Below are 22,500 nucleotides of genomic sequence, written 5' to 3'. Positions count from 1 at the left end.
AGCGCCTGCTTCGCGGGTCAAGCCCGCTCCCACAGGTACTGCGGTGTTCTTGTGGGAGCGGGCTTGACCCGCGATAGAGCGCGCAGCGCTCGCAGCTTCAGTTGTCGACCCACCAGTTCAGCAACGTCTCATCCTCGTCGTCATCGAGGTTCTGGTAGATGTTGGCGTAATACCACTGCACCCCCGTCGCCTCCCGAAACCGGTCGAACACCGGGCGAATCGCCTCGAACCCATTGCTCGCCGGCACTGCCAGCGTCAGGTTGCCTTTGTAGCGACCGTCCAGCGTGCCGCCCAGCAGCGTCTGCACCTCGCTTTCCAGCGTGTCGACGGCATCCTGGGGCAGCTCGTTGGCGTAGATATGAATGCAAAAATTGCCACCCCTGCGCACTACCTCGACATGCTGATCGGGGATGGCCGTGCAGATGATGTCGCCGCGCGCCATGTTCAGCGCCAGCCCCGGCGACGACAGCAGTTCATAGGTATGTTCGCCCACTTCGCGCACCGGCACGCTTTCGAACACCGGCTCGCCGTTCTTCTTTCTGTCGACGAATACGCGAATGTGCGGTGAATGCTGGCAATCCATCGGTCTGTCCCTGGCCTGTTCAGAAAGGCCGCATGCTAAACCATTACAGCCTCTTCGCCAGCATCGCTGGCTTATCTGGCAGGCTATGGCATCTTGCAATCCACCCTCATCACCTCCAGATACCCAACATCACCTGACGCATCCGGACTCCCACCATGACCGACCCCCTCCACATCCCCTGCCCCCACTGCAACGGCCTCAACCGCATCCCCGCCGCACGCCTGAGGGACGCACCCAAGTGCGGGCGCTGCAAGGGTGAGGTCCTGTTGCACAAGCCATTCGAATTGAAACAGGGCGACTACGCCAGCCAGATCAAGGGCGACCTGCCATTGCTGATCGATGTGTGGGCCGACTGGTGCGGGCCCTGCAAGGCGTTCGGCCCGGTCTTCGAACAGGCCGCCGGCCAACTGGCCGGACGCTGCCGTCTGGCCAAGCTCGACAGCGAAGCCAATCAGCAACTGGCCGGGCAACTGGGCATACGCTCCATTCCCAGCCTGATCCTGTTCAAGAACGGCCGCGAAGTGGCGCGCCAGAGCGGCGCCTTCCCACTCCAGCAACTGCTGGAATGGCTGCGCAGCCAGGGGGTCTAGGCGTTTTCCAGCAGCGTATGCAGTTCGACGAACTGCTGGGTCAGCTTGTGCCGCGGTTCCAGGTGAATCAGCGGCAGGCTGGCCTGGTGGGACTCACGCATCTTCACCGAGCTGTTGAGGTACACCGGCAGCACCGGCAAGCCTTCGGCAATCAGTTCGTCGAGCATCTGCTGCGGCAGGCTGGCGCGCGCCTGGAACTGGTTGACCACGATGCCCTCGACTTCCAGGCCCTCGTTGTGGTCTTCCTTGAGCTCTTCGATCTCGGCCAGCAGGCCGTACAGCGCCTGACGCGAGAAGCTGTCGCAGTCGAAGGGGATCAATACGCGATCAGCGGCGATCAACGCTGAAACCGCATAGAAGTTCAGCGCAGGCGGGGTGTCCAGGTAGATGCGGTCGTAATCGTCGGAGAGCTCGTCCAGCAGCTTTCGCAGTTTGTTGATCTTGTGCTTGGCCTCGAGCTTGGGCTGCAGGTCGGCCAGCTCTGCCGTGGCGGTCACCACATGCAGGTTGTCGAACGGGGTTTCATAGATGTCGACCTTGTTCTTCTTGGCGAACGGCCCCGAGGACAGGGTCTGCTTGAAGAAGTCGGCAATGCCCATGGGAATGTCCTCGCCGGTCAGGCCGGTGAGGTACTGGGTCGAGTTGGCCTGGGCGTCCAGGTCGATCAACAGGGTTCGATAGCCTTCGTTGGCACTGACGGCCGCCAGGTTGCAGGCAATGCTCGACTTGCCCACGCCACCTTTCTGATTGAACACCACGCGCCGCATGAACAGACCTCCATGTGAAAGGAACTACCGAGTATGTGAGGGTTGCGCCGGTTTAGCCAGTGCCTTTCAGCCCTGCGTCTGGGCCTGGCGGATCAACAGTTCGGTGAACGCCCGGGCCATCGCCGACACGTCCTCGCGCCGCTGCGCCAGCCATACCGCTGTCACCGCGTCGGCGTCGAGCAAGGTGCGGTACACCACCCCGTCGATGCGCATGCGCTTGAACGACGCCGGCAGCACCGACACCCCAAGCCCCGCCGATACCAGGCCGATGATGGTCATGGCCTCGCCTGCCTCCTGGGCAAAGTGCGGGCTGAAGCCGGCCGAGCGCGCCAGGCTGAGCAACTGCGCGTGCAGGCCGCTGCCGTAGCTGCGCGGGAAGAACACGAACGGCTCCTGGGCCAGGGCCGCCAGCGGCAGGCCCTGCTCGTTGCCCTGGGCCAGCGGGTGCGCGGCATTGAGCACCGCCACCAGCGGCTCGCGGAACAGTTCGGTGATCACCACGCCATCGGGCACGCTCATCGGGCGCATCAGGCCGACCTCGATGGACTCGTCGAGCAAGGCATCCACCACATCGCGGCTGCTCATTTCCTTGAGGTTCAGGTGCACCGCCGGGAAGCGCTGGCGAAACGCATTGATGGCCTTGGGGATGCTGGAGTTGAACGGCGCCGAGGAGGTGAAGCCGATCTTCATCTCGCCCAGCTCGCCGAGCTGGGCACGCCGCGCCACGTCGGCGGCCTTGTCGACCTGCGCCAGCACCTGGCGCGCCTCGTCGAGAAACAGCCGGCCGGCTTCGCTGAGCGCCACCCGTCGGTTGGTACGCTCGAACAGGCGTGCACCCAGCTCATGCTCCAGGGCCTGGATCTGCTGGCTCAGCGGCGGTTGAGAGATGCCCAGTTGCTGTGCGGCACGGCCAAAATGCAGCTCTTCGGCCACGGCGATGAAGTAGCGAAGGTGGCGCAGTTCCATGGCAACTCCAATAGGTCGTAAAACCTCTTAAACAGGTCGAACAATATATTGGAAAAGATCAATAGCCAGCTATATGCTTTTTTCACTGCCTGCGAGGCCGTGCCCCTTTCGAGGTCCCCGTGAAAACTGCTGTTGCCCATGAGCTGCCCCCTGCCCCGGCGAGCACCGCCGCCTCCCTGAACGAAAGCTGGATCGAGAAAGGCACCCCTGCGTTCATGCGCACGGTGCTGGCATTGTTCTGTGGCGGCTTTGCCACCTTCGCCCTGCTGTACTGCGTGCAGCCGATGATGCCGCTGCTGTCCCACGAGTTCTCCATCAATGCCGCCCAGAGCAGCCTGGTGCTGTCGGTGTCGACCGGCCTGCTGGCGTTCGGGCTGCTGGTGACCGGGCCGATTTCCGACCGCGTCGGGCGCAAGCCGGTGATGGTGTTCGCCCTGTTCTGCGCCGCGCTGTGCACCATCGCCAGCGCATTGATGCCCAGCTGGCACGGCGTGCTGGCCATGCGTGCCCTGGTGGGCCTGTCGCTGAGCGGGCTGGCGGCGGTGGCCATGACCTACCTGAGCGAAGAGATTCATCCGCAGCACATCGGCCTGGCCATGGGGCTGTACATCGGCGGCAACGCCATCGGCGGCATGAGCGGGCGCCTGATCACCGGGGTACTGATCGACTTCGTCAGCTGGCACACCGCGATGCTGGTGATCGGCGGCCTGGCACTGGTAGCGGCGGCAGTGTTCTGGAGGATCCTGCCCGAGTCGCGCAACTTCAGTGCACGCTCGATGAACCCGCGCAGCCTGCTGAACGGCTTCACCCAGCACTTTCGCGACGCCGGGCTGCCGTGGCTGTTTCTGGAAGCGTTTCTGCTGATGGGCGCCTTCGTCACGCTGTTCAACTACATCGGCTACCGGCTGCTCGCCGAGCCGTACCACATGAGCCAGGCGCTGGTGGGGCTGCTGTCGGTGGTGTACCTGGCCGGCATCTACAGCTCGGCGCAGATCGGCGCACTGTCGGACAAGCTGGGGCGGCGCAAGGTGTTCTGGATGAGCATCCTGCTGATGTTCGGTGGGTTGCTGCTGACGCTGTTCTCGCCCCTGGTGCTGGTGATCGTCGGCATGCTGGTGTTCACCTTCGGCTTCTTTGGCGCGCATTCGGTGGCCAGCAGCTGGATCGGCCGGCGTGCGCTCACGGCCAAAGGGCAGGCCTCTTCGCTGTATCTGTTCAGCTATTACGCGGGGTCGAGCGTGGCGGGCACGGCAGGCGGGGTGTTCTGGCATTACGGTGGGTGGAACGGCATCGGGCTGTTCATCGGCAGCCTGCTGGTGATCGCACTGCTGGTGGCGTTGCACCTGAGCAAGCTGCCGGCGCTGCCGGGGAATGTGAAGGGCTGATACCCCTCGCCGGCAAGGCCGGCTCCTACCAGGAGCCGGCCTTGCCGGCGAAGCTGTTCAGTTGATGATTTCGACCAGGTCGACATCGATCTCGCGGGACATCAGGTTCTTCTCGACCTCACCGGTCAGCTTGACCTTGGTCTTGTCGTTGAAGGCCACCGCCGGCAAGTCTTCGTTGTCGATCTCGACGGTGATGGTGCCGCTGGCATCCTTGAATTCCTACTTGTCGTCGTTGTTGAGCTTCTTGACCACAAAGCCCTGCAGTACCACCGGAGTGTCGTCGGCGGCGTCGTTGGCTGCCGCGACCGTGGTGACCGGCTGGGCGCCAGGGCCGGTGTAGCCGGCGGCCATCGCGCCAGTGGTGAACAGCGGGGCAAGCAGCAGAGCCAGGTAACGAGTTTTCATGGTGGGCATTCCGTTTCAAGTGGGGATGCGCTCAGGTTAATCCCCACGCCTGAACTGAAGCTTAATGCGCGATGGTGGGAAACCCGATCAGGCCAGCAACGCGGTGAGGCTCAGAATCGGCATAAGGATGGCCAGCCCGATGAACAGCATCACACCGCCCGTCATCGCCAGCATCAATGGCTCAAACAGGCCCAGGGCTCGTTCAACCCTTACGCCCGACAGCAAACCGTGCCACCTCAGGCGACGCCGCAGTGCATGCAACGCGAGCCGTGCGAACACGCCGGCGGCGACCAGCACACCGGCAAACGGCAGCGCGAAGCGCTGCCCGCTCTCGTTCAGCGCCATCGAAACGCGGATCGTGGCCGGCAACGCCTGCTGGTGATGGGCGAATATCTGCACGACATCAGGGATCACGACACCCAGCAGGAACGCGAAGATGGCCAGCACGGCGCACATCAGAATCGCCGGACACAGCAACGCCAGGCGGATGCCCTGACGCGTCAGTTGCTGGTTGTCACCGTGCTCGGCAAGCCGTTGGCAGGTTGCCGCCAGCAGGGGATGCTGTACTGCGCGGGTATCCTTGGGCACGGGTTCCTTCCTTGAATGGCACGGCTGTGCATCGAGGTCGGAATGGTAAGGGAGGGGGCTTGGACGGGCAGTAGGACGGATCGGCGGGGGAGCGTGAAAAGTCAGTGGCGGGGCCGCGATACGCGGCACCCGCCAGGCAGTTGCCCGTTACTGGTGGTACTGCGCCGACAGTTCGTGCACGGCGTGGATGAAGGCACCGGCATGTTCCGGATCGACTTCCGGGGTGATGCCATGGCCCAGGTTGAACACGTGGCCGGTACCGTGGCCATAGCTGGCCAGGATACGCCCGACTTCGGCGCGGATGGCCTCGGGCTTGGCGTAGAGCACGGTCGGGTCCATGTTGCCCTGCAGGGCCACCTTGCTGCCCACGCGCTGGCGCGCCTCACCGATGTCGCAGGTCCAGTCCAGGCCCAGCGCGTCGGCGCCGGCATCAGCAATGCTTTCCAGCCACAGGCCGCCGTTCTTGGTGAACAGGATCACCGGCACCTTGCGCCCTTCGTGCTCGCGGATCAGGCCGCTGACGATCTTGCGCATGTAGGCCAGGGAGAACTCCTGGTACGCCGCCGCCGACAGGTTGCCACCCCAGGTGTCGAAGATCTGCACGGCCTGTGCGCCGGCCAGGATCTGCCCGTTGAGGTAGCTGACCACCGACTGGGCGAGCTTGTCGAGCAGCAGGTGCATGGCCTGCGGGTTGTCGTAGAGCATGGCCTTGGTCTTGCGAAAGTCCTTGGACGAGCCGCCTTCGACCATGTAGGTGGCCAGGGTCCACGGGCTGCCGGAGAAGCCGATCAGCGGCACACGGCCGTTGAGCTCGCGGCGGATGGTGCTGACCGCATCCATCACGTAGCCCAGGTCCTTTTGCGGGTCGGGGATCGGCAGCGCCTCGATGTCGGCCAGGGTGCTGATGACTTTCTTGAAGCGCGGGCCTTCGCCGGTTTCGAAATACAGGCCCTGGCCCATGGCATCAGGGATGGTCAGGATGTCCGAGAACAGGATCGCGGCGTCCAGCGGGTAGCGGTCCAGCGGCTGCATCGTGACCTCGCAGGCGAACTGCGGGTTCATGCACAGGCTCATGAAGTCACCGGCCTTGGCGCGGCTGGCGCGGTACTCCGGCAGGTAGCGGCCGGCCTGGCGCATCATCCACACCGGGGTGACGTCTACGGGTTGCTTGAGCAGGGCGCGCAGAAAACGATCGTTCTTCAAGGCAGTCATGTCGGCATCCGGAAAAAAAGTGGGGGCATTTTCTCAGACACCAACGTAAAAGGCACGGTATGAACCGTGCCTTTTGTCTATCGACCTGTGGTAGGTCAATAGATTTAGTTAAAAGCTTCGCCGGCAAGGCCGGCTCCTACAGGTTTGGCAGGAGCCAGCCTTGCCGGCGAAGAGGCCCGATCAGACCTCCAGGTAGTCCAGAATCCCCTCGGCGGCATTGCGCCCCTCGAAGATAGCCGTCACCACCAGGTCCGAACCGCGCACCATGTCGCCACCGGCAAACACCTTGGGGTTGCTGGTCTGGTGCTTGAAGCGGTTCTGCTCCGGCGCCACCACACGGCCCTGGCTGTCGGTCTGGATGCTGAACTGCTCGAACCACGGCGCAGGGCTGGGGCGGAAACCGAAGGCGATGACCACAGCGTCCGCCGGGATGATCTCTTCGGAACCCGGAATCGGCTCCGGGCTGCGACGGCCACGGGCATCCGGCTCGCCGAGACGGGTCTCGACCACCTTCACGCCCTCGACCTTGTCTTCACCCACGATCGCGATCGGCTGGCGGTTGTAGAGGAACTTCACGCCCTCCTCCTTGGCGTTCTTCACCTCCTTGCGCGAGCCGGGCATGTTCGCCTCGTCACGCCGGTAGGCACAGGTCACGGCCTTGGCGCCCTGGCGGATGGAGGTACGGTTGCAGTCCATCGCGGTGTCGCCGCCGCCCAGCACCACGACCTTCTTGTCCTTCATGTCGACGAAGTCTTGCGGGGACTTTTCAAAGCCCAGGTTGCGGTTGACGTTGGCGATCAGAAAATCCAGCGCGTCGTGCACACCCGGCAGGTCTTCGCCAGGGAAGCCACCCTTCATGTAGGTGTAGGTGCCCATGCCCATGAACACCGCATCGAATTCCTCGAGCAACTGGTCCATGGTGACGTCCTTGCCCACCTCGGTGTTCAGGCGGAACTCGATGCCCATGCCGGTGAAGACTTCGCGGCGGTTGCTGAGCACGGTCTTTTCCAGCTTGAACTCGGGGATGCCGAAGGTCAGCAGGCCGCCGATCTCGGGGTTCTTGTCGAACACCACCGGGGTTACCCCGCCGCGCACCAGCACGTCGGCACAACCCAGGCCCGCAGGGCCGGCACCGATCACCGCGACGCGCTTGCCGGTGGGCACCACCTTGGACATGTCCGGGCGCCAGCCCATGGCGAAGGCGGTGTCGGTGATGTACTTCTCCACCGAGCCGATGGTCACCGCGCCGAAGCCGTCGTTGAGGGTACAGGCACCCTCGCACAGGCGGTCCTGCGGGCACACCCGGCCGCACACTTCAGGCAGGGTGTTGGTCTGGTGCGACAGTTCCGCGGCGGCGAGGATGTTGCCCTCCGACACCAGCTTGAGCCAGTTGGGAATGAAGTTGTGCACCGGGCACTTCCATTCGCAGTATGGGTTGCCACAGCCCAGGCAGCGGTGGGCCTGTTCGGCCGACTGCTGGGGTTTGAAGGGCTCGTAGATTTCCACGAACTCTTTCTTGCGTTGACGCAACAGTTTCTTCTTCGGATCCTTGCGCCCGACCTCGATGAACTGGAAGTCATTACTCAGACGTTCAGCCATGTTCAAAACCTCATCAAACTCTTCAGGCGCATATCACTGCGGGTTGGCACGGGTGCTGGACAGCAGGTTCTTCAGGTTGGCCGCCTTCGGCTTGACCAGCCAGAAGCGACGCACGTAGTCATCCAGGTTTTCCCAGAGCTCACGACCCCATTCGCTGTTGGTTTCTTCGACGTATTCACCCAGCACGCGCTGCAGGTGGCTGCGATAAGCCTCCATCGCCTCGCCGCTGATACGCTGGATCTCCACCAGTTCGTGGTTGACCTTGTCGACGAAGCTGTTGTCCTGGTCGAGCACGTAGGCAAAACCACCGGTCATCCCGGAACCGAAGTTGTAACCGGTCTTGCCCAATACGCAGACAAAGCCCCCGGTCATGTATTCACAGCAGTGATCGCCCGTGCCCTCGACGATGGCGTGGGCACCGGAGTTGCGCACCGCGAAGCGCTCACCCGCGGTGCCGGCGGCGAACAGCTTGCCGCCCGTGGCGCCGTACAGACAGGTGTTGCCGACGATGGCGCTGTGCTGGGTTTCGAACGGGCTGCCCGCTGGCGGCACGATCACCAGTTTGCCGCCGGTCATGCCCTTGCCGACATAGTCGTTGGCATCACCTTCGAGGTACATGTTCAGGCCACCGGCGTTCCACACCCCGAAGCTCTGCCCGGCAGTGCCCTTGAAGCGGAAGGTCAGCGGCGCCTTGGCCATGCCCTGGTTGCCGTGCAAGCGGGCAATCTCACCGGAGATCCGGGCGCCGATGGAGCGGTCGCAGTTGCAGATATCGAGCTCGAATTCGCCGCCGGCCAGGTCACGGATCGCCGGCAGGGCCATCTGCACCATCTTCTCGGCCAGCACACCCTTGTCGAACGGCGGGTTGCGGTCCACTTCGCAGAACTGCGGCTTGTCGGCCGGAACGTGCGGGCTGCCCAGCAACGGGCTGAGGTCCAGGTGCTTCTGCTTCTCGGTTTCACCGGGGAGCATTTCCAGCAGGTCGGTACGCCCGATCAGCTCGCCCAGGCTGCGCACGCCCAGCCTGGCCAGCCATTCACGGGTTTCCTCGGCCACGTAGGTGAAGAAGTTGACCACCATGTCGACGGTGCCGATGTAGTGGTCCTTGCGCAGTTTTTCGTTCTGCGTGGCCACGCCGGTAGCGCAGTTGTTCAGGTGGCAGATGCGCAGGTACTTGCAGCCCAGGGCGATCATCGGTGCGGTGCCGAAGCCGAAGCTCTCGGCGCCGAGGATCGCGGCCTTGACCACGTCCAGGCCGGTTTTCAGGCCGCCATCGGTCTGTACCCGCACCTTGCCGCGCAGGTCGTTGCCGCGCAGGGTCTGGTGGGTTTCGGCCAGGCCCAGTTCCCACGGTGCACCGGCATACTTGATGGAGGTCAGCGGCGAGGCGCCGGTACCACCGTCGTAGCCGGAGATGGTGATCAGGTCGGCATAGGCTTTGGCCACGCCGGCGGCGATGGTGCCTACCCCGGCTTCGGCCACCAGCTTGACCGAGACCAGCGCCTGCGGGTTGACCTGCTTCAGGTCGAAGATCAGCTGCGAGAGGTCTTCGATCGAGTAGATGTCATGGTGCGGCGGTGGCGAGATCAGGGTCACGCCCGGCACCGCATAGCGCAGCCTGGCGATCAGGCCATTGACCTTGCCGCCCGGCAGCTGGCCGCCCTCGCCCGGCTTGGCGCCCTGGGCCACCTTGATCTGCAGCACTTCGGCGTTGACCAGGTATTCGGGAGTGACGCCGAAGCGGCCGGTGGCCACCTGCTTGATCTTGGAACTGCGGATGGTGCCGTAGCGGGCCGGGTCTTCGCCGCCCTCGCCGGAGTTGGAGCGCGCGCCCAGGCGGTTCATCGCCTCGGCCAGGGCTTCGTGGGCCTCAGGCGACAGCGCGCCCAGGGAAATACCCGCCGAATCGAAGCGCTTGAGGATGGCCTCCAGCGGCTCGACTTCGCTCAGGTCCAGCGGCTGCTCCAGGGTTTTCACCTTGAGCAGGTCGCGGATCATCGACACCGGACGCTTGTCGACCAGTGCGGTGTATTCCTTGAACTTGGCGTAGTCGCCCTGCTGCACGGCGGCTTGCAGGGTATTGACCACGTCCGGGTTGTAGGCGTGGTATTCACCACCGTGCACGAACTTGAGCAGGCCGCCCTGCTGGATCGGCTTGCGCGGGCTCCAGGCTTCGGCGGCCAGCAGCTTCTGCTCGTTCTCGATGTCGACGAAGCGCGCGCCCTTGAGGCGGCTGGCCACGCCACGGAAGCTGAGGTTGACCACTTCCTCGGACAGGCCCACGGCTTCGAACAGCTGCGCCCCCCGGTAGGAACCGATGGTCGAGATGCCCATCTTGGAGAGGATCTTGAGCAGCCCCTTGGAGATGCCCTTGCGGTAGTACTTGAACACTTCGTCCAGGTCACCGAGCACTTCGCCGGTGCGGATCAGGTCGGCCAGCACTTCGTAGGCAAGATACGGGTACACCGCCGAGGCGCCGAACCCGATCAGCACCGCGTAGTGGTGTGGATCGCGGGCGGTGGCGGTCTCGACCAGGATGTTGCTGTCGCAGCGCAGGCCCAGTTCGGTCAGGCGATGGTGCACGGCGCCCACGGCCAGCGACGCATGCACCGGCAGCTTGCCGGGTGCGATATGACGGTCGCTCAGCACCAGCTGGGTCTTGCCGCTGCGCACGGCTTCTTCGGCCTGTTCGGTGATGTTGCGCACGGCCGCTTCCAGGCCGATGCTTTCCTCGTAGTTGAGGTCGATCACCTGGCGTTCGAAGCCCGGGCGGTCGAGGTTCATCAGCGAGCGCCACTTGGCCGGCGAAATCACCGGCGAGCTGAGAATCACCCGCGAGGCGTGCTCGGGGGACTCCTGGAAGATGTTGCGCTCGGCACCCAGGCAGATCTCCAGCGACATCACGATGGCTTCGCGCAGCGGGTCGATCGGCGGGTTGGTGACCTGCGCGAACTGCTGGCGGAAGTAGTCGTAGGTGGAACGCACGCGTTGCGACAGGATCGCCATCGGCGTGTCGTCGCCCATCGAGCCCACGGCTTCCTGGCCCTGCTCACCCAAGGGGCGCAGCACCTGGTCACGCTCCTCGAAGGTGACCTGGAACATCTTCATGTACTGCTTGAGCTGGTCGCCGTCGTAGCTGGCCACGCCCTGGTCGTCGCTCAGGTCGGCCTGGATGCGCAGGGCATTCTGGCGCAACCAGCGCTTGTACGGGTGGCGCGACTTGAGGCGGTTGTCGATCGCATCGGTGTCGAGGATCTGGCCGGTCTCGGTGTCGACCGCGAAGATCTGCCCCGGGCCCACGCGGCCCTTGGCGATGACGTCTTCGGGCTTGTAGTCCCACACGCCGATTTCCGACGCCAGGGTGATATAGCCGTTCTTGGTGGTGACCCAGCGCGCCGGGCGCAGGCCGTTGCGGTCGAGCAGGCACACGGCATGGCGGCCTTCGGTGAGCACGATGCCCGCCGGGCCGTCCCAGGCTTCCATGTGCATGGAGTTGTATTCATAGAACGCGCGCAGGTCGGGGTCCATGGTCTCGACGTTCTGCCAGGCCGGCGGTACCAGCATGCGCACGCCACGGAACAGGTCGATGCCACCGGTGACCATCAGCTCGAGCATGTTGTCCATCGACGAGGAGTCGGAGCCCACGCGGTTGACCAGCGGGCCGAGCTCTTCCAGATCCGGGATCAGGTCGTTGGCGAACTTGGTACGCCGCGCCTGGGCCCAGTTGCGGTTGCCGGTGATGGTGTTGATCTCGCCGTTGTGGGCGAGGAAGCGGAATGGCTGGGCCAGCGGCCATTTGGGCAGGGTATTGGTGGAGAAGCGCTGGTGGAACACGCAGATCGCGGTCTGCAGGCGCTCGTCGCTCAGGTCCGGATAGAAGGCGGTGAGGTCCGCCGGCATCATCAGGCCTTTGTAGATGATGGTCTTGTGCGAAAAGCTGCAGATGTAGTGTTCGGCATCGGCGGCGTTGGCCACCGACGAGCGACGCCGGGCACTGAACAGCTTGATCGCGAATTCCTGATCGCTTAGGCCTTCGCCACCGACGAACACCTGCTCGATCTGCGGCAGGCGCTCCAGCGCCAGGCGACCGAGCACGCTGGTGTCGATCGGCACCTTGCGCCAGCCCACCAGGCTCAGGCCGGCAGCGAGGATCTCGCGGTTCATGTTGTCGCGCGCGGCTTCGGCCTTGGCGGTGTCCTGGTTGAAGAACACCATGCCGACCGCGTACTGGCGGGGCAGCTCGCTGCCGAACTGCTCCAGGGCCACGGCCCGCAGGAACCGATCGGGCTTCTGCATCAGCAGCCCGCAGCCGTCGCCGGTCTTGCCGTCGGCGTTGATCCCACCACGGTGGGTCATGCAGGTCAGGGCCTGGATAGCCGTTTGCAAAAGGTGGTGGCTGGGTTCGCCCGTCATATGGGCGATCAGGCCGAAACCACAGTTATCCTTGAATTCTTCGGGATGGTACAGACCTGTTTTCATAGACACTTTCTCACCAGGTTCGCCTCTCACCAAGGCAAATCTCTTTTTAATACAACCACTTACCATCCACGCCGAACGAACGTCAGCTTTGCGGGGGCAATACGGATGCCATTGTTGCACAGCGACAGTGAAGCCCACAAATTTACTGACGCATCAGTGAAAATCCATGTCGCATTTTTGAATGTTTTTATACAAGAATCCGTGGTAACGGAATTGCTTGAGTCTGAAGCGTTTCAGCCTGGACTGCAACACGGGCTTGTGGCCGGCAGTCTGGGACAGAAAAGCCTGCCGCGTGTTACGCAGCAGGCTAGACCGGGGTTCAGGAGTCGCTCAGCAGGTGGCGGGGGTAGTGCCACCCGACCATGTATCAGCGGGTCGCAGCCAGTTCTTGTTGGACGCTGGCAACGGTACGAGGCCAAGGTTTACCAGCCTGGACCTTGGCTGGCAAGGTTTTGATTGCAGCGACGGCTGCATCGCGGCTGGAGAAGTTGCCGTAGGTGATCACGTACAGGGGTTTGCCCTGCAGGGTTTTCTTGAAGTAGCGATAGTCGCCACCCTCGGCCTTGACGAACGCCTGGGCCGATGCCTCGGAACTGGTGCCCAGGATCTGCACAACGTAGTTGCCTGGCGCCTGGCCGCTGTACCAGCTACCGCCCGCAGCGGGCTTGGCAGCGGGTTTTTCCGCAGGCTTGGGTGCCGGCTTGGCCGTGGCCACCTGCACGGGCGCAGGGGCGGGCTTGGCGGCAGGTGCAACCGGCTTGCTGGCCACTGGCGCGGCAGGCTGCTGCGCCGGTACAACCGGCTGGGCCATCGTAGGCGCCGGGCCTGCAGTGACACCGGCGGGCGGTGCAGTGGTGGTAACAGTAGGCGGCTGCAGTGCAGTGTCGCCAACCGGGCCGGATTCCTCGCCATCACCCATGCCGGCCGCCTCGGCCAGCGGGCCGCGCATCACCGGCTGGGACTGGCCCACCAGTGGCAGCGGCATCGGCTGCGAAGAACCGGCGAACTCGATGGCCGGGCCACCGTTGTTCGACTGGGCATTGCCCGGCTTGCCCTGGCCCAGGGGCAGTTGCGCCTGCTCGGCAGGCGCAGTGGCCGGCGCCTGGTCGCCCTTCTTGGGCATCAGCACGGCTGCCGCCACGGCAACCACTACCACGGCAGACAACGCCAGCACGTGTTTCTTCGGCATATTGAACCCCATTGATGGTCGCTTCACCGGCGAGCGGGTGGCGAGCATGGCTTCGATCATGGTATCGCGGGCCACCTGGTTGATTGCTCCAGGCCAGCCGTCCGAGTTTTCGTGAATCTCGGCGATCTGCTCGCTGGTGAACACCTCGATACCGCGCCCGGCACCTTCCAGACGCTGCTCCAGGTATTCCCGGGTTTCGTCCTCGGTGTAGGGCTGCAACTCGATGACGTGGAAACGCTCCTGCTCGGCATTGAGTTCATCCAGGGCTGCGATCAGTGACGGCTCGCCGAACAGGAACACGTGCGGGCGACCTTCCGGTGTGCCCGCCGCCAGTTCCAGCAAGGCTTGGAGTGCCGACTCGCCAAGTTGTTCCGCATCGTCCACCAGCAAGTAGACTTCCTGACCGGTCAGCGCCAGCTGCACGATCTGGGCGAGGATCTCGGTGACTTGCGCCTTGGCCACATTCAGCGACTGCGCTACCTGGGCCAGCAGGCCGGCTGCATCGCCGGCGCCACGCGCCGAAACCACCACGCTGAGCACCGACTGCTTGTTGGTGCTGGCCACAAGGGCCTGGCGCAGCAGGGTCTTGCCGCTGCCCAGAGGGCCTGTGACCACCAGCAGCAGCTGGCTGTAGCGGGCCAGGTGATGCAACTGGCCCAGCACCGGCTTGCGCTGGGCAGGGAAGAACTTGAAGCCAGGCACCCGCGCAGCGAAGGGGTCATGGTTCAACTGGTAATGGCCGAGAAAGGCCTCGTCGGCATGCAAACTAGTCATCGAACTCTCGTCAACCTCAAAGCTGGGCCACGATTGCGCGGTAATCCGCCGCCAGCGTGGCCTGAAGAATCTCTTGCGGATAGTCGTCGGTCACCACGGCTTCGCCCATATGGCGCAGCAGGACCAGGCGCAGACGACCGTCGAGCACCTTTTTATCGACCGCCATGTGTTCCATGAAGTGGGCCGGGGTCATTTCGGCCGGAGGCACCACCGGCAGGCCGGCGCGCTGGAACAGGCGAATGCCGCGGTCGCGCTGCGCCTGGCTGATCCAGCCCAGGCGCATGGACATTTCCAGGGCCATTACCGTGCCAGCCGCCACGGCTTCACCGTGCAGCCACACACCATAGCCCATGTGGGTTTCGATGGCGTGGCCAAAGGTGTGACCGAGATTCAGCGTGGCACGCACGCCCGACTCGCGCTCGTCAGCCCCCACCACGGCCGCCTTGGCCTCGCAGGAGCGCTGGATGGCGCGGGTCAGTGCAGCCTGGTCGAGCGCACGCAGCGCATCGACATTGTCTTCGAGCCAGCCCAGAAACGGCTCGTCGCAGATCAGGCCGTACTTGATCACCTCGGCCAGGCCCGCCGACAGCTCGCGCGGCGGCAGGCTCTTGAGGCTGGCGGTATCGATCAGCACTGCGTTGGGCTGATAGAAGGCACCGACCATGTTCTTGCCCAGCGGGTGGTTGATGCCGGTCTTGCCGCCCACCGACGAGTCCACCTGGGACAGCAGCGTGGTGGGCACCTGGATGAAGTCCACGCCGCGCTGGTAGCAGGCGGCGGCAAAGCCGGCCATGTCGCCGATCACCCCGCCGCCCAGGGCGATCACGGTGGTGCGACGGTCGTGACGTGCCGTCAGCAGGGCGTCGAAGATCAGTTGCAGGGTTTCCCAGTTCTTGAAGGCCTCGCCGTCGGGCAGCACCACCGGCAGTACCGAATAGGCCCCCAGGCTGTGGGTGAGGCGTTGCAGGTAAAGGGGCGCGACAGTCTCGTTGGATACGATGGCGACCTGCTTGCCGGCAATGTGCGGCGCCAGCAGTTCAGGCTGATCCAGCAGGCCTTCGCCGATGTAGATCGGGTAGCTGCGTTCGCCCAGTTCGACCTTAAGTGTCTGCATGTGTCCCCACAAAGAACAAAGGCGCGGCATCGAAGACCCGACCCGCGCAATAACGAAGTGCCCTGCCAGGGCATGACTGGCCGCCGAGGATAGTCAAGCCTTAACGGGGCGGCAACTTCTGCAAGCGCTCCAGAATATCCAGAACCACCATGCGCGGCGGCCGCTCGTCGGTTTCCACCACCAGGTCGGCGATTTCCCTATAAAGCGGGTCGCGCAACTCGAGCAAGGCACGCAGCGTGGCCTCCGGGTTGGCCGTGCGCAGCAGCGGCCGGTTGCGGTCACGGGCCGTACGCCCCACCTGCTGCTCCACCGAGGCGTGCAGGTAGATCACGCGCCCCCCGGCATGCAGCGCCGCACGGTTGGCATCGCGCATCACCGCGCCGCCGCCGGTGGCCAGCACCACACCGTCGGCCTCGCACAGCTCGGCGATCATCGCCTGCTCGCGATCACGAAAGCCGGGCTCGCCTTCCTTGTCGAAGATCCACGGGATGTTGGCGCCCGTGCGCAGCTCAATTTCCTTGTCGGAATCCTTGAACGGCAGGCGCAGCTCTTTGGCCAGCAAGCGACCGATGGTGCTCTTACCGGCACCCATCGGCCCTACAAGTATCAAATTTCGCACAGAATCAACGACTCACAGCAATCGCCCGGTCACTCATGATACGCGGAGTCAGGAAGACCAGCAGCTCGGATTTTTTCTCTTGGATGACAGCGCGACGAAACAGCCGCCCAACATACGGCACATCGCCGAAAAATGGCACCTTGTCGACAACATTACTTTGCACGGTGGCATACACCCCGCCGATCACGATGGTCTCGCCATCCCCCACCTGAACCTTGGCATTCACCTCGTTCTTGCGGATCGGCGGCACGCTGTTGAGGGCATTGAGGTAGTCCGGCTCGTCCTTGGTGACCTTGACCGTCATGATCACCCGGTTGTCGGCCGTGATCTGCGGGGTCACCTCCAGCGACAGCGAGGCCTCGCGAAAGGTGGTGGACGTAGTGCCGTTGGCGCCCGACTCCTGATACGGCACCTCGGTACCCTTGAGAATGCGCGCGGTTTCCTTGTCGGCGGTGACCACCTTGGGCTGGGAGATGATTTCGCCATTGCCGGTCTTTTCCATCGCGCTGAGCTCCAGGTCGAGCAGCACACTGTCGCGCACCAACCCCAGGCCGATACCCGAGGTGGCCCGCTCCACCCCCAGGTCGACGAACGGCAGCCCGTCGGCGGCCAACCCGCCTGCGCGCAGGCCGCCGCCCAGTTGCACCGCCCCGCCCCAGCGCACCCCCAGGCTTTTTTCGTAATCGACATTGGCCTCGACGATGCGCGCCTCGATCATCACCTGGCGAACCGGTACATCGAGCTGCGCGAGCAGCCGCCGCAGGTCGGCCAGGCGTGCCGACGGCTGGCTGGCAATGATGGTGTTGGTGCGCTCGTCGACCGTGATCGCGCCGGGGTCGTCGTCCTCGACCATGGCCTGGAACAGCTGCACGATGTCCCCGGCCCGCGCATGGCTGACCGTGAGCAGTTCGCGCACCAGCGTGGGCGGGGCCTGCGCCGCACGGGCCTGGGTATCGTGCCCGGCCAGTTCGGCCAAAGGCGCCACCAGCAGCACGTTGCCCTCCTGACGCCGACCCAGGCCCTTGCTGCGCAGCACCAGGTCCAGTGCCTGTTCCCAGGGCACCTCGTGCAGGCGCAGGGTCACCTTGCCCTGTACTGCATCACTGGCCACCAGGTTGACCCCGGTGAAGTCGGCCAGCACCTTGAGCACCGAACGCACCTCGGCATCCTGGAAACTCAACGACAGCGACTCGCCGCCATACCCTGCCCCCTCGGCCCCAAGGCCTGCACCTGCTACCGGCAGCGCCACCATCAGTACCGCACACAGGCTGAACATCCTGTTCATCCACGACCTCCCTGGTCAGTTGACGACGTGTCGAGCCACCCCATTGGCTTCGATCACCTGCGAGCGCTCCACCCAGCCGGCGCCCTCGACCCATACCTGCTCCTCGAGCTCGACCTGCTGCGCATCGATGCGCACCACCCGCCCCTTGTCCGGCCCCAGCCGGTCACCTTCGCGCAACGGGTACAGCGCCCCCGCAACACGGATCAACGCCACCCCGCCTCGACGGTCGGCCAGGTGCCCAACCAGTTCCATCTGTTCCAGCGGCACGTGTTCCAGCGCAAATTCGAGCGCTGCGCGCGCCGGCGCGGCAAAGGGATCGCGCGCCTCCGCCAGCACCGGCGCCGGCTGCGCCACGGGGTCGACCGGCAGGCCGGACGCATAGGCCTTGAGGTGCATCTGCAGACGCAGTTGCCCACGCCCCGCCAGCGGCGCCAGATGAAGGTCATGCAGGGTCACGCGCTCAGGCAGTGTGGCCAGGGCGTCGACAAAACCGGCCAGCGCGGCGAAGTCGCCCACCACCTGCAGGTGCACCGGCATTTCGGCATGCAGGGCCTGCGGCTGCGCCGGCAACACTTTCACCTGCTCGAACACCAGGCCCCGCCCGGCCCGGGCGACAGCCTGCAGCAGGCCGGGCATGCCGCCCGCTGGCAGCAGCCGGGCCTGGGCCTCCCGCAGGCGTTGCTCCAGGCCGAGCAAGCGGGCCTGCTGCTCGTCCAGCCGGGCGACCTGGTCTGCCTGCGCCTGCCAGGCCAGCTGCAACTCGGCTCCACGCGCCAGCGCCCGCTCAAGCGAAGCGTTCGCCCCGCGCAGGTGCAGCCCATAACCGCTACCGAGCGCCAGCAGCAGGCAAGCCGACAGCAACAGCGCCTTGTACCGCCGAGGCCACGCTGCCATCAGGTACCAGTCGAGAGCCGGGCTCATGGCTGCACCTGCGCACGGAGGTGGAACACCTCGCCGGCGGCGGTGGCCTTGATCTCCTGCAACTGCACCTCGCCCAGGCCAGGGGCCTGATCCAGATTGCGCAGCAGTTGAGTGACCGACGCCCGCCCCTGTGCCACCCCCTCCAGGCGCAGCGCGCTGCCCTCGAGCGCCAGTGCAGTCAGTTGCAGCCCTTGTGGCACCCGCGTGGCCAGCGGTGCAAGCACCTGCCCACCTGGGGATGCGGCGCGCAGCACGGCATCCAGCCCCTGGATGCGTTCCTGCAGCGCATCGCCCCGGGCGGTCAGGTCGGCCAGTTCTGCCAGCGGGCCCTCAAGCCGTGCGATGGCATCGCGCAGGGCCGCATTGGCCTGCCCCTGCTGCGCCAGGCGATAGGCGCCATGCCGGTCCAGCAGCACCACGATGGCGACCCCCAGCAGCAGAGCCACCAGCATCAACCCCTGCAACTGCCGCACACTGCGTTGGCGTTGCCAGGCCCGCCACGGCAGCAGGTTGATATCGCGCCTCACGGTGCACGCCTCATCGCCAGCCCATAGGCCAGCGCCAGCGCGGGTTCGGCGGCATCGAACACCGTGGTTTCGATACCCAGCCGACGCTGCACTTCCAGCGCCTGGGCCGAATCGGCAGCCGCCCCGGTCAGTACCAGCCGCGCCGGTGCCGGGCCCTCCAGGGCCTGCAACCAGCGTTCGATGCAGGCAGCCAACGCCTGCGGCACATCGGCCGCTGCACCCGCGTCGGCACGCCATGCCTGGTGCTGTGCATGCAGCGCCCAGTGCCCTGGCTCGACCCGCACCACGGCGACCGCGTGATCGTCCGCCCCGACCGCGCGCAACAACGCCAGGCTGTCGGTCTCGACCACCCGCGCACGCAGGCCTGCCAGCTCCAGTGCCGCCTCCAGCCCGTCGAGCCAGCCCTGATGACAGGCATACACCCCCACCGCCTCGTAGCACGGGTCGTGCGCGACCGAGCCGCGGCACTCGAAATCAAAGGCCGCCTCGTCCAGGGCAAAGGGTATGAAAGGTTCGGCCTCATGGCACAGGCGGGCAATCAGGGCATCCTCTGCCAGCCCCGCCGGCACCTGCACGGTCTTGCTCAGCACGGCCGTGGCCGGAATCGCCAGCGCCGCCTCGCGCAAGGTGGCACCGCTGCGGGCCAGGGCATCGCCCAGCACCTGCGCCAACTGTGCCGGGTCGGCCACCCGGCCGTCCTGCAGCACGCCCGCCGCCAGCGTCTGCACGGCCTGCGCACGCACCTCGAAGGCCCCTGCCACCCGCCGCAGCTGCAGCAATCGCACCGCGCAACATGAAATATCGATACCCAGCAGTGAACCGGCATCCTTGCCGAAACGTCCAAACATTGGCTTTCCCTGGCATCCGCCTGCTTCGACCGGCCCCCAGACAGGGCACCGGTCAGCCCGTGCACCGCGCAACCCACGCGGCACAGTGAAAATTGCTTATAATGCCCAGCGTTTTTTCTCGTCGATCAGCCCTGCGCTCAATCCATATTTCAAACTGGACACCCCAAAGCCTTGATACGCCTGCTGAAGTTCTTCTGGTGGTCTTTCGTCGCAGTCATCTGTGCCGTCGTGCTCGGTCTGAGCGGCGCGTTTCTGTATCTTAGCCCCAGCCTGCCCTCGGTAGAGGCCCTGAGAAGCATCCAGTTGCAGATCCCTTTGCGGGTATACAGCAGCGATGGAAAGCTGATTGCCGAGTTCGGCGAGATGCGGCGTTCTCCCATCCGTTTCGCCGACATTCCCCCGCATTTCATCCAGGCTTTGCTGTCCGCCGAAGACGACAACTTCGCCAATCACTATGGGGTCGACCCCAGCAGCCTGATGCGCGCTGCAACACAATTGCTCAAGTCCGGGCACATCCAGACCGGCGGCAGCACCATCACCATGCAGGTGGCGAAGAACTTCTTCCTCAGCAGCGAACGCAGCTTCTCGCGCAAGACCAACGAGATCCTGCTGGCCCTGCAGATCGAGCGCGAGCTGACCAAGGACGAGATCCTCGAGCTGTACGTGAACAAGATCTACCTGGGCAACCGTGCCTACGGCATCGAAGCCGCAGCGCAGGTGTACTACGGCAAGTCGATCCGTGACGTGAGCCTGGCGCAGATGGCGATGATCGCCGGCCTGCCCAAGGCACCATCGCGCTTCAACCCGCTGGCCAACCCGACGCGCGCCAAGGAACGCCGCGACTGGATCCTGGGGCGCATGTACAAGCTGGGCAAGATCGACGAAGCCAGCTACCAGGCCGCCCTGGCCGAACCGATCAACGCCAGCTACCACGTGCCGACGCCCGAGGTGAATGCCCCGTACATCGCCGAGATGGCCCGCGCCGAGATGGTCGGCCGCTACGGCAGCGACGCCTACACCGAAGGTTTCCGCGTGACCACCACGGTGCCGAGCGACCTGCAAGAAATGGCCAACAGCGCCGTGCTCGATGGCCTCAGCGCCTACGACCACCGCCACGGCTACCGCGGCCCCGAGTCGCGCCTGCCGGGCAAGACCCAGGCCGCCTGGCTGCAGGAGCTGACCAAGCTGCGCCCACTGGGCGGGCTGGAACCGGCCATCGTCACCCAGGTCGACAAGACCGGCCTGCAGGTGCTGACCAAGTCGGGCCAGACCGAGACCGTGGCCTGGGACACCATGAAATGGGCCCGCCCATTCCTCAACACCAACAGCCAGGGCCGCGCCCCGCAGCAGCCTGGCGATGTGGCCCAGGTCGGCGACGTGATCCGCGTGCAACGCACCGGCGAGGGCGAACTGAAGTTCAGCCAGGTGCCGGGCGCCCAGAGCGCACTGGTGACCCTGGACCCGAACAACGGCGCCATCCGTGCTCTGGTGGGCGGCTTCTCGTTCGAGCAGAGCAACTACAACCGCGCCATGCAGGCCAAGCGCCAGCCGGGCTCGAGCTTCAAGCCGTTCGTCTACAGCGCGGCGCTGGACAACGGCTACACCGCCGCCAGCCTGGTCAACGACGCCCCTATCGTGTTCGTCGACGAGTACCTGGACAAGGTGTGGCGACCCAAGAACGACACCAACACCTTCCTTGGCCCGATCCGCATGCGCGAGGCGCTGTACAAGTCGCGCAACCTGGTATCGATCCGCCTGCTGCAGGCCATGGGCGTGGACAAGACCATCGACTACATCGCCCGTTTCGGCTTCAACAAGCAGGACCTGCCGCGCAACCTGTCGCTGGCGCTGGGCACCGCGACCCTCACGCCGATGGAGATCGCCACCGGCTGGAGCGCGTTTGCCAACGGCGGCTACAAGATCACCCCGTACCTGATCGACCGCATCGAAAGCCGCAATGGCGAGACGCTGTTCACCGCCAACCCGCCCAGCGTGCCTCGGGGGCATCAGGACGAGGCCGGGATTGGCGCCGCCGAAACGCCGATCGTCACCGATGCGGCACTGGGCGCCGACGTGAGTGCGGTGGCGCCGCAGGTGCCGGCGGTGGCCGAGCAGATCATCGACGGGCGTACCAGCTACATCCTCACCAGCATGCTGCAGGACGTGATCAAGCGTGGCACCGGACGACGTGCCCTGGCGCTGGGGCGCACCGACCTGGCGGGCAAGACCGGTACCACCAACGAGTCCAAGGATGCGTGGTTCTCCGGCTACAACGCCGACTACGTGACCACCGTATGGAGCGGCTTCGACCAGCCCGAGACCCTGGGCCGTCGCGAGTATGGCGGTACCGTGGCGCTGCCGATCTGGATGAGCTTCATGGGCGCCGCGCTCAAGGACAAGCCGATGCACACGCTGCCGCAGCCTGAAGGCATCCTCAGCCTGCGGGTGGACCCGGTGAGCGGCCGTGCGGCCACGCCGAGCACGCCTGATGCGTACTTCGAGCTGTTCAAGGCCGAAGACACCCCGCCGTCGGTCAACGAGCTGGGTGGCAGTGCGCCAGGCAGCCCGCTGCCGGCGGACGAGTCGGCGCCGATCGATCTGTTCTGATGGGGTAACCCGGGGGCTGCCCTGCAGCCCATTCGCCAGCAC

At 65.0% G+C, this 22,500-nt stretch carries 17 protein-coding genes and 1 pseudogene; 3 read left to right on the top strand and 15 right to left on the bottom strand.

Features of this window, described 5'->3' with window-relative positions; genetic code table 11:
* Nucleotides 1-97: 97 nt before the first annotated feature.
* The gene (locus tag CR917_RS19915) at nt 98-583 is read right to left on the bottom strand and encodes a DUF4265 domain-containing protein (protein WP_043860375.1); all 486 of its coding nucleotides are present in this window, start codon (nt 581-583) and stop codon (nt 98-100) included.
* A 155-nt stretch (nt 584-738) separates the two neighbouring features.
* On the opposite strand from CR917_RS19915, the gene trxC reads away from it, so the two are divergent.
* A complete protein-coding gene (gene trxC / locus CR917_RS19910; protein WP_054915555.1) occupies nt 739-1,173 on the top strand; it encodes a thioredoxin TrxC in 435 nt (144 codons plus the stop codon).
* Here trxC and CR917_RS19905 read toward each other — a convergent pair.
* Both CR917_RS19905 and CR917_RS19900 read right to left on the bottom strand, forming a co-directional pair.
* On the bottom strand, nt 1,170-1,940 hold the full coding sequence (locus CR917_RS19905) for a ParA family protein (RefSeq protein WP_043859929.1): 771 nt from the start codon (nt 1,938-1,940) through the stop codon (nt 1,170-1,172). The genes trxC and CR917_RS19905 overlap by 4 nt on opposite strands.
* Before the next feature lie 66 nt (nt 1,941-2,006).
* A complete protein-coding gene (locus tag CR917_RS19900; RefSeq protein WP_104572838.1) occupies nt 2,007-2,906 on the bottom strand; it encodes a LysR family transcriptional regulator in 900 nt (299 codons plus the stop codon).
* A 215-nt stretch (nt 2,907-3,121) separates the two neighbouring features.
* Between CR917_RS19900 and CR917_RS19895 the strand changes: the two genes are divergently transcribed.
* On the top strand, nt 3,122-4,291 hold the full coding sequence (locus CR917_RS19895; protein ID WP_168186837.1) for an MFS transporter: 1,170 nt from the start codon (nt 3,122-3,124) through the stop codon (nt 4,289-4,291).
* Nucleotides 4,292-4,348: 57 nt separating this feature from the next.
* Here the strand turns inward: CR917_RS19895 and CR917_RS19890 are convergent.
* From CR917_RS19890 to pilM, 12 genes and pseudogenes are all read right to left on the bottom strand, one after another.
* Nucleotides 4,349-4,696: pseudogene (locus tag CR917_RS19890) on the bottom strand (YgiW/YdeI family stress tolerance OB fold protein).
* An 87-nt stretch (nt 4,697-4,783) separates the two neighbouring features.
* On the bottom strand, nt 4,784-5,284 hold the full coding sequence (locus tag CR917_RS19885; protein ID WP_104572836.1) for a hypothetical protein: 501 nt from the start codon (nt 5,282-5,284) through the stop codon (nt 4,784-4,786).
* 147 nt (nt 5,285-5,431) lie between these two features.
* A complete protein-coding gene (gene hemE, locus CR917_RS19880) occupies nt 5,432-6,496 on the bottom strand; it encodes a uroporphyrinogen decarboxylase (RefSeq protein WP_043859934.1) in 1,065 nt (354 codons plus the stop codon).
* A 180-nt stretch (nt 6,497-6,676) separates the two neighbouring features.
* Nucleotides 6,677-8,095 (bottom strand): FAD-dependent oxidoreductase, encoded by a 1,419-nt coding sequence (locus CR917_RS19875; protein WP_043859935.1) that lies wholly within the window; start codon nt 8,093-8,095, stop codon nt 6,677-6,679.
* A 33-nt stretch (nt 8,096-8,128) separates the two neighbouring features.
* Nucleotides 8,129-12,574 (bottom strand): glutamate synthase large subunit, encoded by a 4,446-nt coding sequence (gene gltB / locus CR917_RS19870; RefSeq protein WP_078481687.1) that lies wholly within the window; start codon nt 12,572-12,574, stop codon nt 8,129-8,131.
* A gap of 367 nt (nt 12,575-12,941) precedes the next feature.
* Nucleotides 12,942-14,537 (bottom strand): SPOR domain-containing protein, encoded by a 1,596-nt coding sequence (locus tag CR917_RS19865; RefSeq protein WP_104572835.1) that lies wholly within the window; start codon nt 14,535-14,537, stop codon nt 12,942-12,944.
* Nucleotides 14,538-14,553: 16 nt separating this feature from the next.
* The gene (gene aroB, locus CR917_RS19860) at nt 14,554-15,651 is read right to left on the bottom strand and encodes a 3-dehydroquinate synthase (protein ID WP_043859938.1); all 1,098 of its coding nucleotides are present in this window, start codon (nt 15,649-15,651) and stop codon (nt 14,554-14,556) included.
* 100 nt (nt 15,652-15,751) lie between these two features.
* Nucleotides 15,752-16,270 carry a shikimate kinase AroK gene (gene aroK / locus CR917_RS19855; protein WP_043859939.1) on the bottom strand — a complete coding sequence of 173 codons (519 nt, stop codon included), beginning with the start codon at nt 16,268-16,270 and terminating at the stop codon, nt 15,752-15,754.
* Between the two features lie 4 nt (nt 16,271-16,274).
* Nucleotides 16,275-17,546, bottom strand: coding sequence for a type IV pilus secretin PilQ (locus CR917_RS19850; protein ID WP_104573200.1), 1,272 nt, complete (start codon nt 17,544-17,546; stop codon nt 16,275-16,277).
* Nucleotides 17,547-17,570: 24 nt separating this feature from the next.
* A complete protein-coding gene (locus CR917_RS27950; protein ID WP_104572834.1) occupies nt 17,571-18,476 on the bottom strand; it encodes a pilus assembly protein PilP in 906 nt (301 codons plus the stop codon).
* On the bottom strand, nt 18,473-19,003 hold the full coding sequence (locus tag CR917_RS19840; protein ID WP_158255600.1) for a PilN domain-containing protein: 531 nt from the start codon (nt 19,001-19,003) through the stop codon (nt 18,473-18,475). Before CR917_RS19840 ends, CR917_RS27950 begins: the two co-directional genes overlap by 4 nt.
* Complete coding sequence (pilM, locus tag CR917_RS19835) at nt 19,000-19,851, bottom strand: type IV pilus biogenesis protein PilM (protein ID WP_104572833.1); 852 nt, start codon at nt 19,849-19,851, stop codon at nt 19,000-19,002. The genes CR917_RS19840 and pilM overlap by 4 nt, the downstream gene beginning before the upstream one ends.
* Before the next feature lie 174 nt (nt 19,852-20,025).
* On the opposite strand from pilM, the gene CR917_RS19830 reads away from it, so the two are divergent.
* Complete coding sequence (locus CR917_RS19830; protein WP_173925097.1) at nt 20,026-22,458, top strand: penicillin-binding protein 1A; 2,433 nt, start codon at nt 20,026-20,028, stop codon at nt 22,456-22,458.
* The last annotated feature ends 42 nt before the right edge of the window (nt 22,459-22,500 follow it).

The organism is Pseudomonas sp. BRM28 (genome assembly GCF_002939405.1).
Classification (GTDB): domain Bacteria; phylum Pseudomonadota; class Gammaproteobacteria; order Pseudomonadales; family Pseudomonadaceae; genus Aquipseudomonas; species Aquipseudomonas palmensis.
This window is presented reverse-complemented; position numbering and strand designations above follow the sequence as displayed.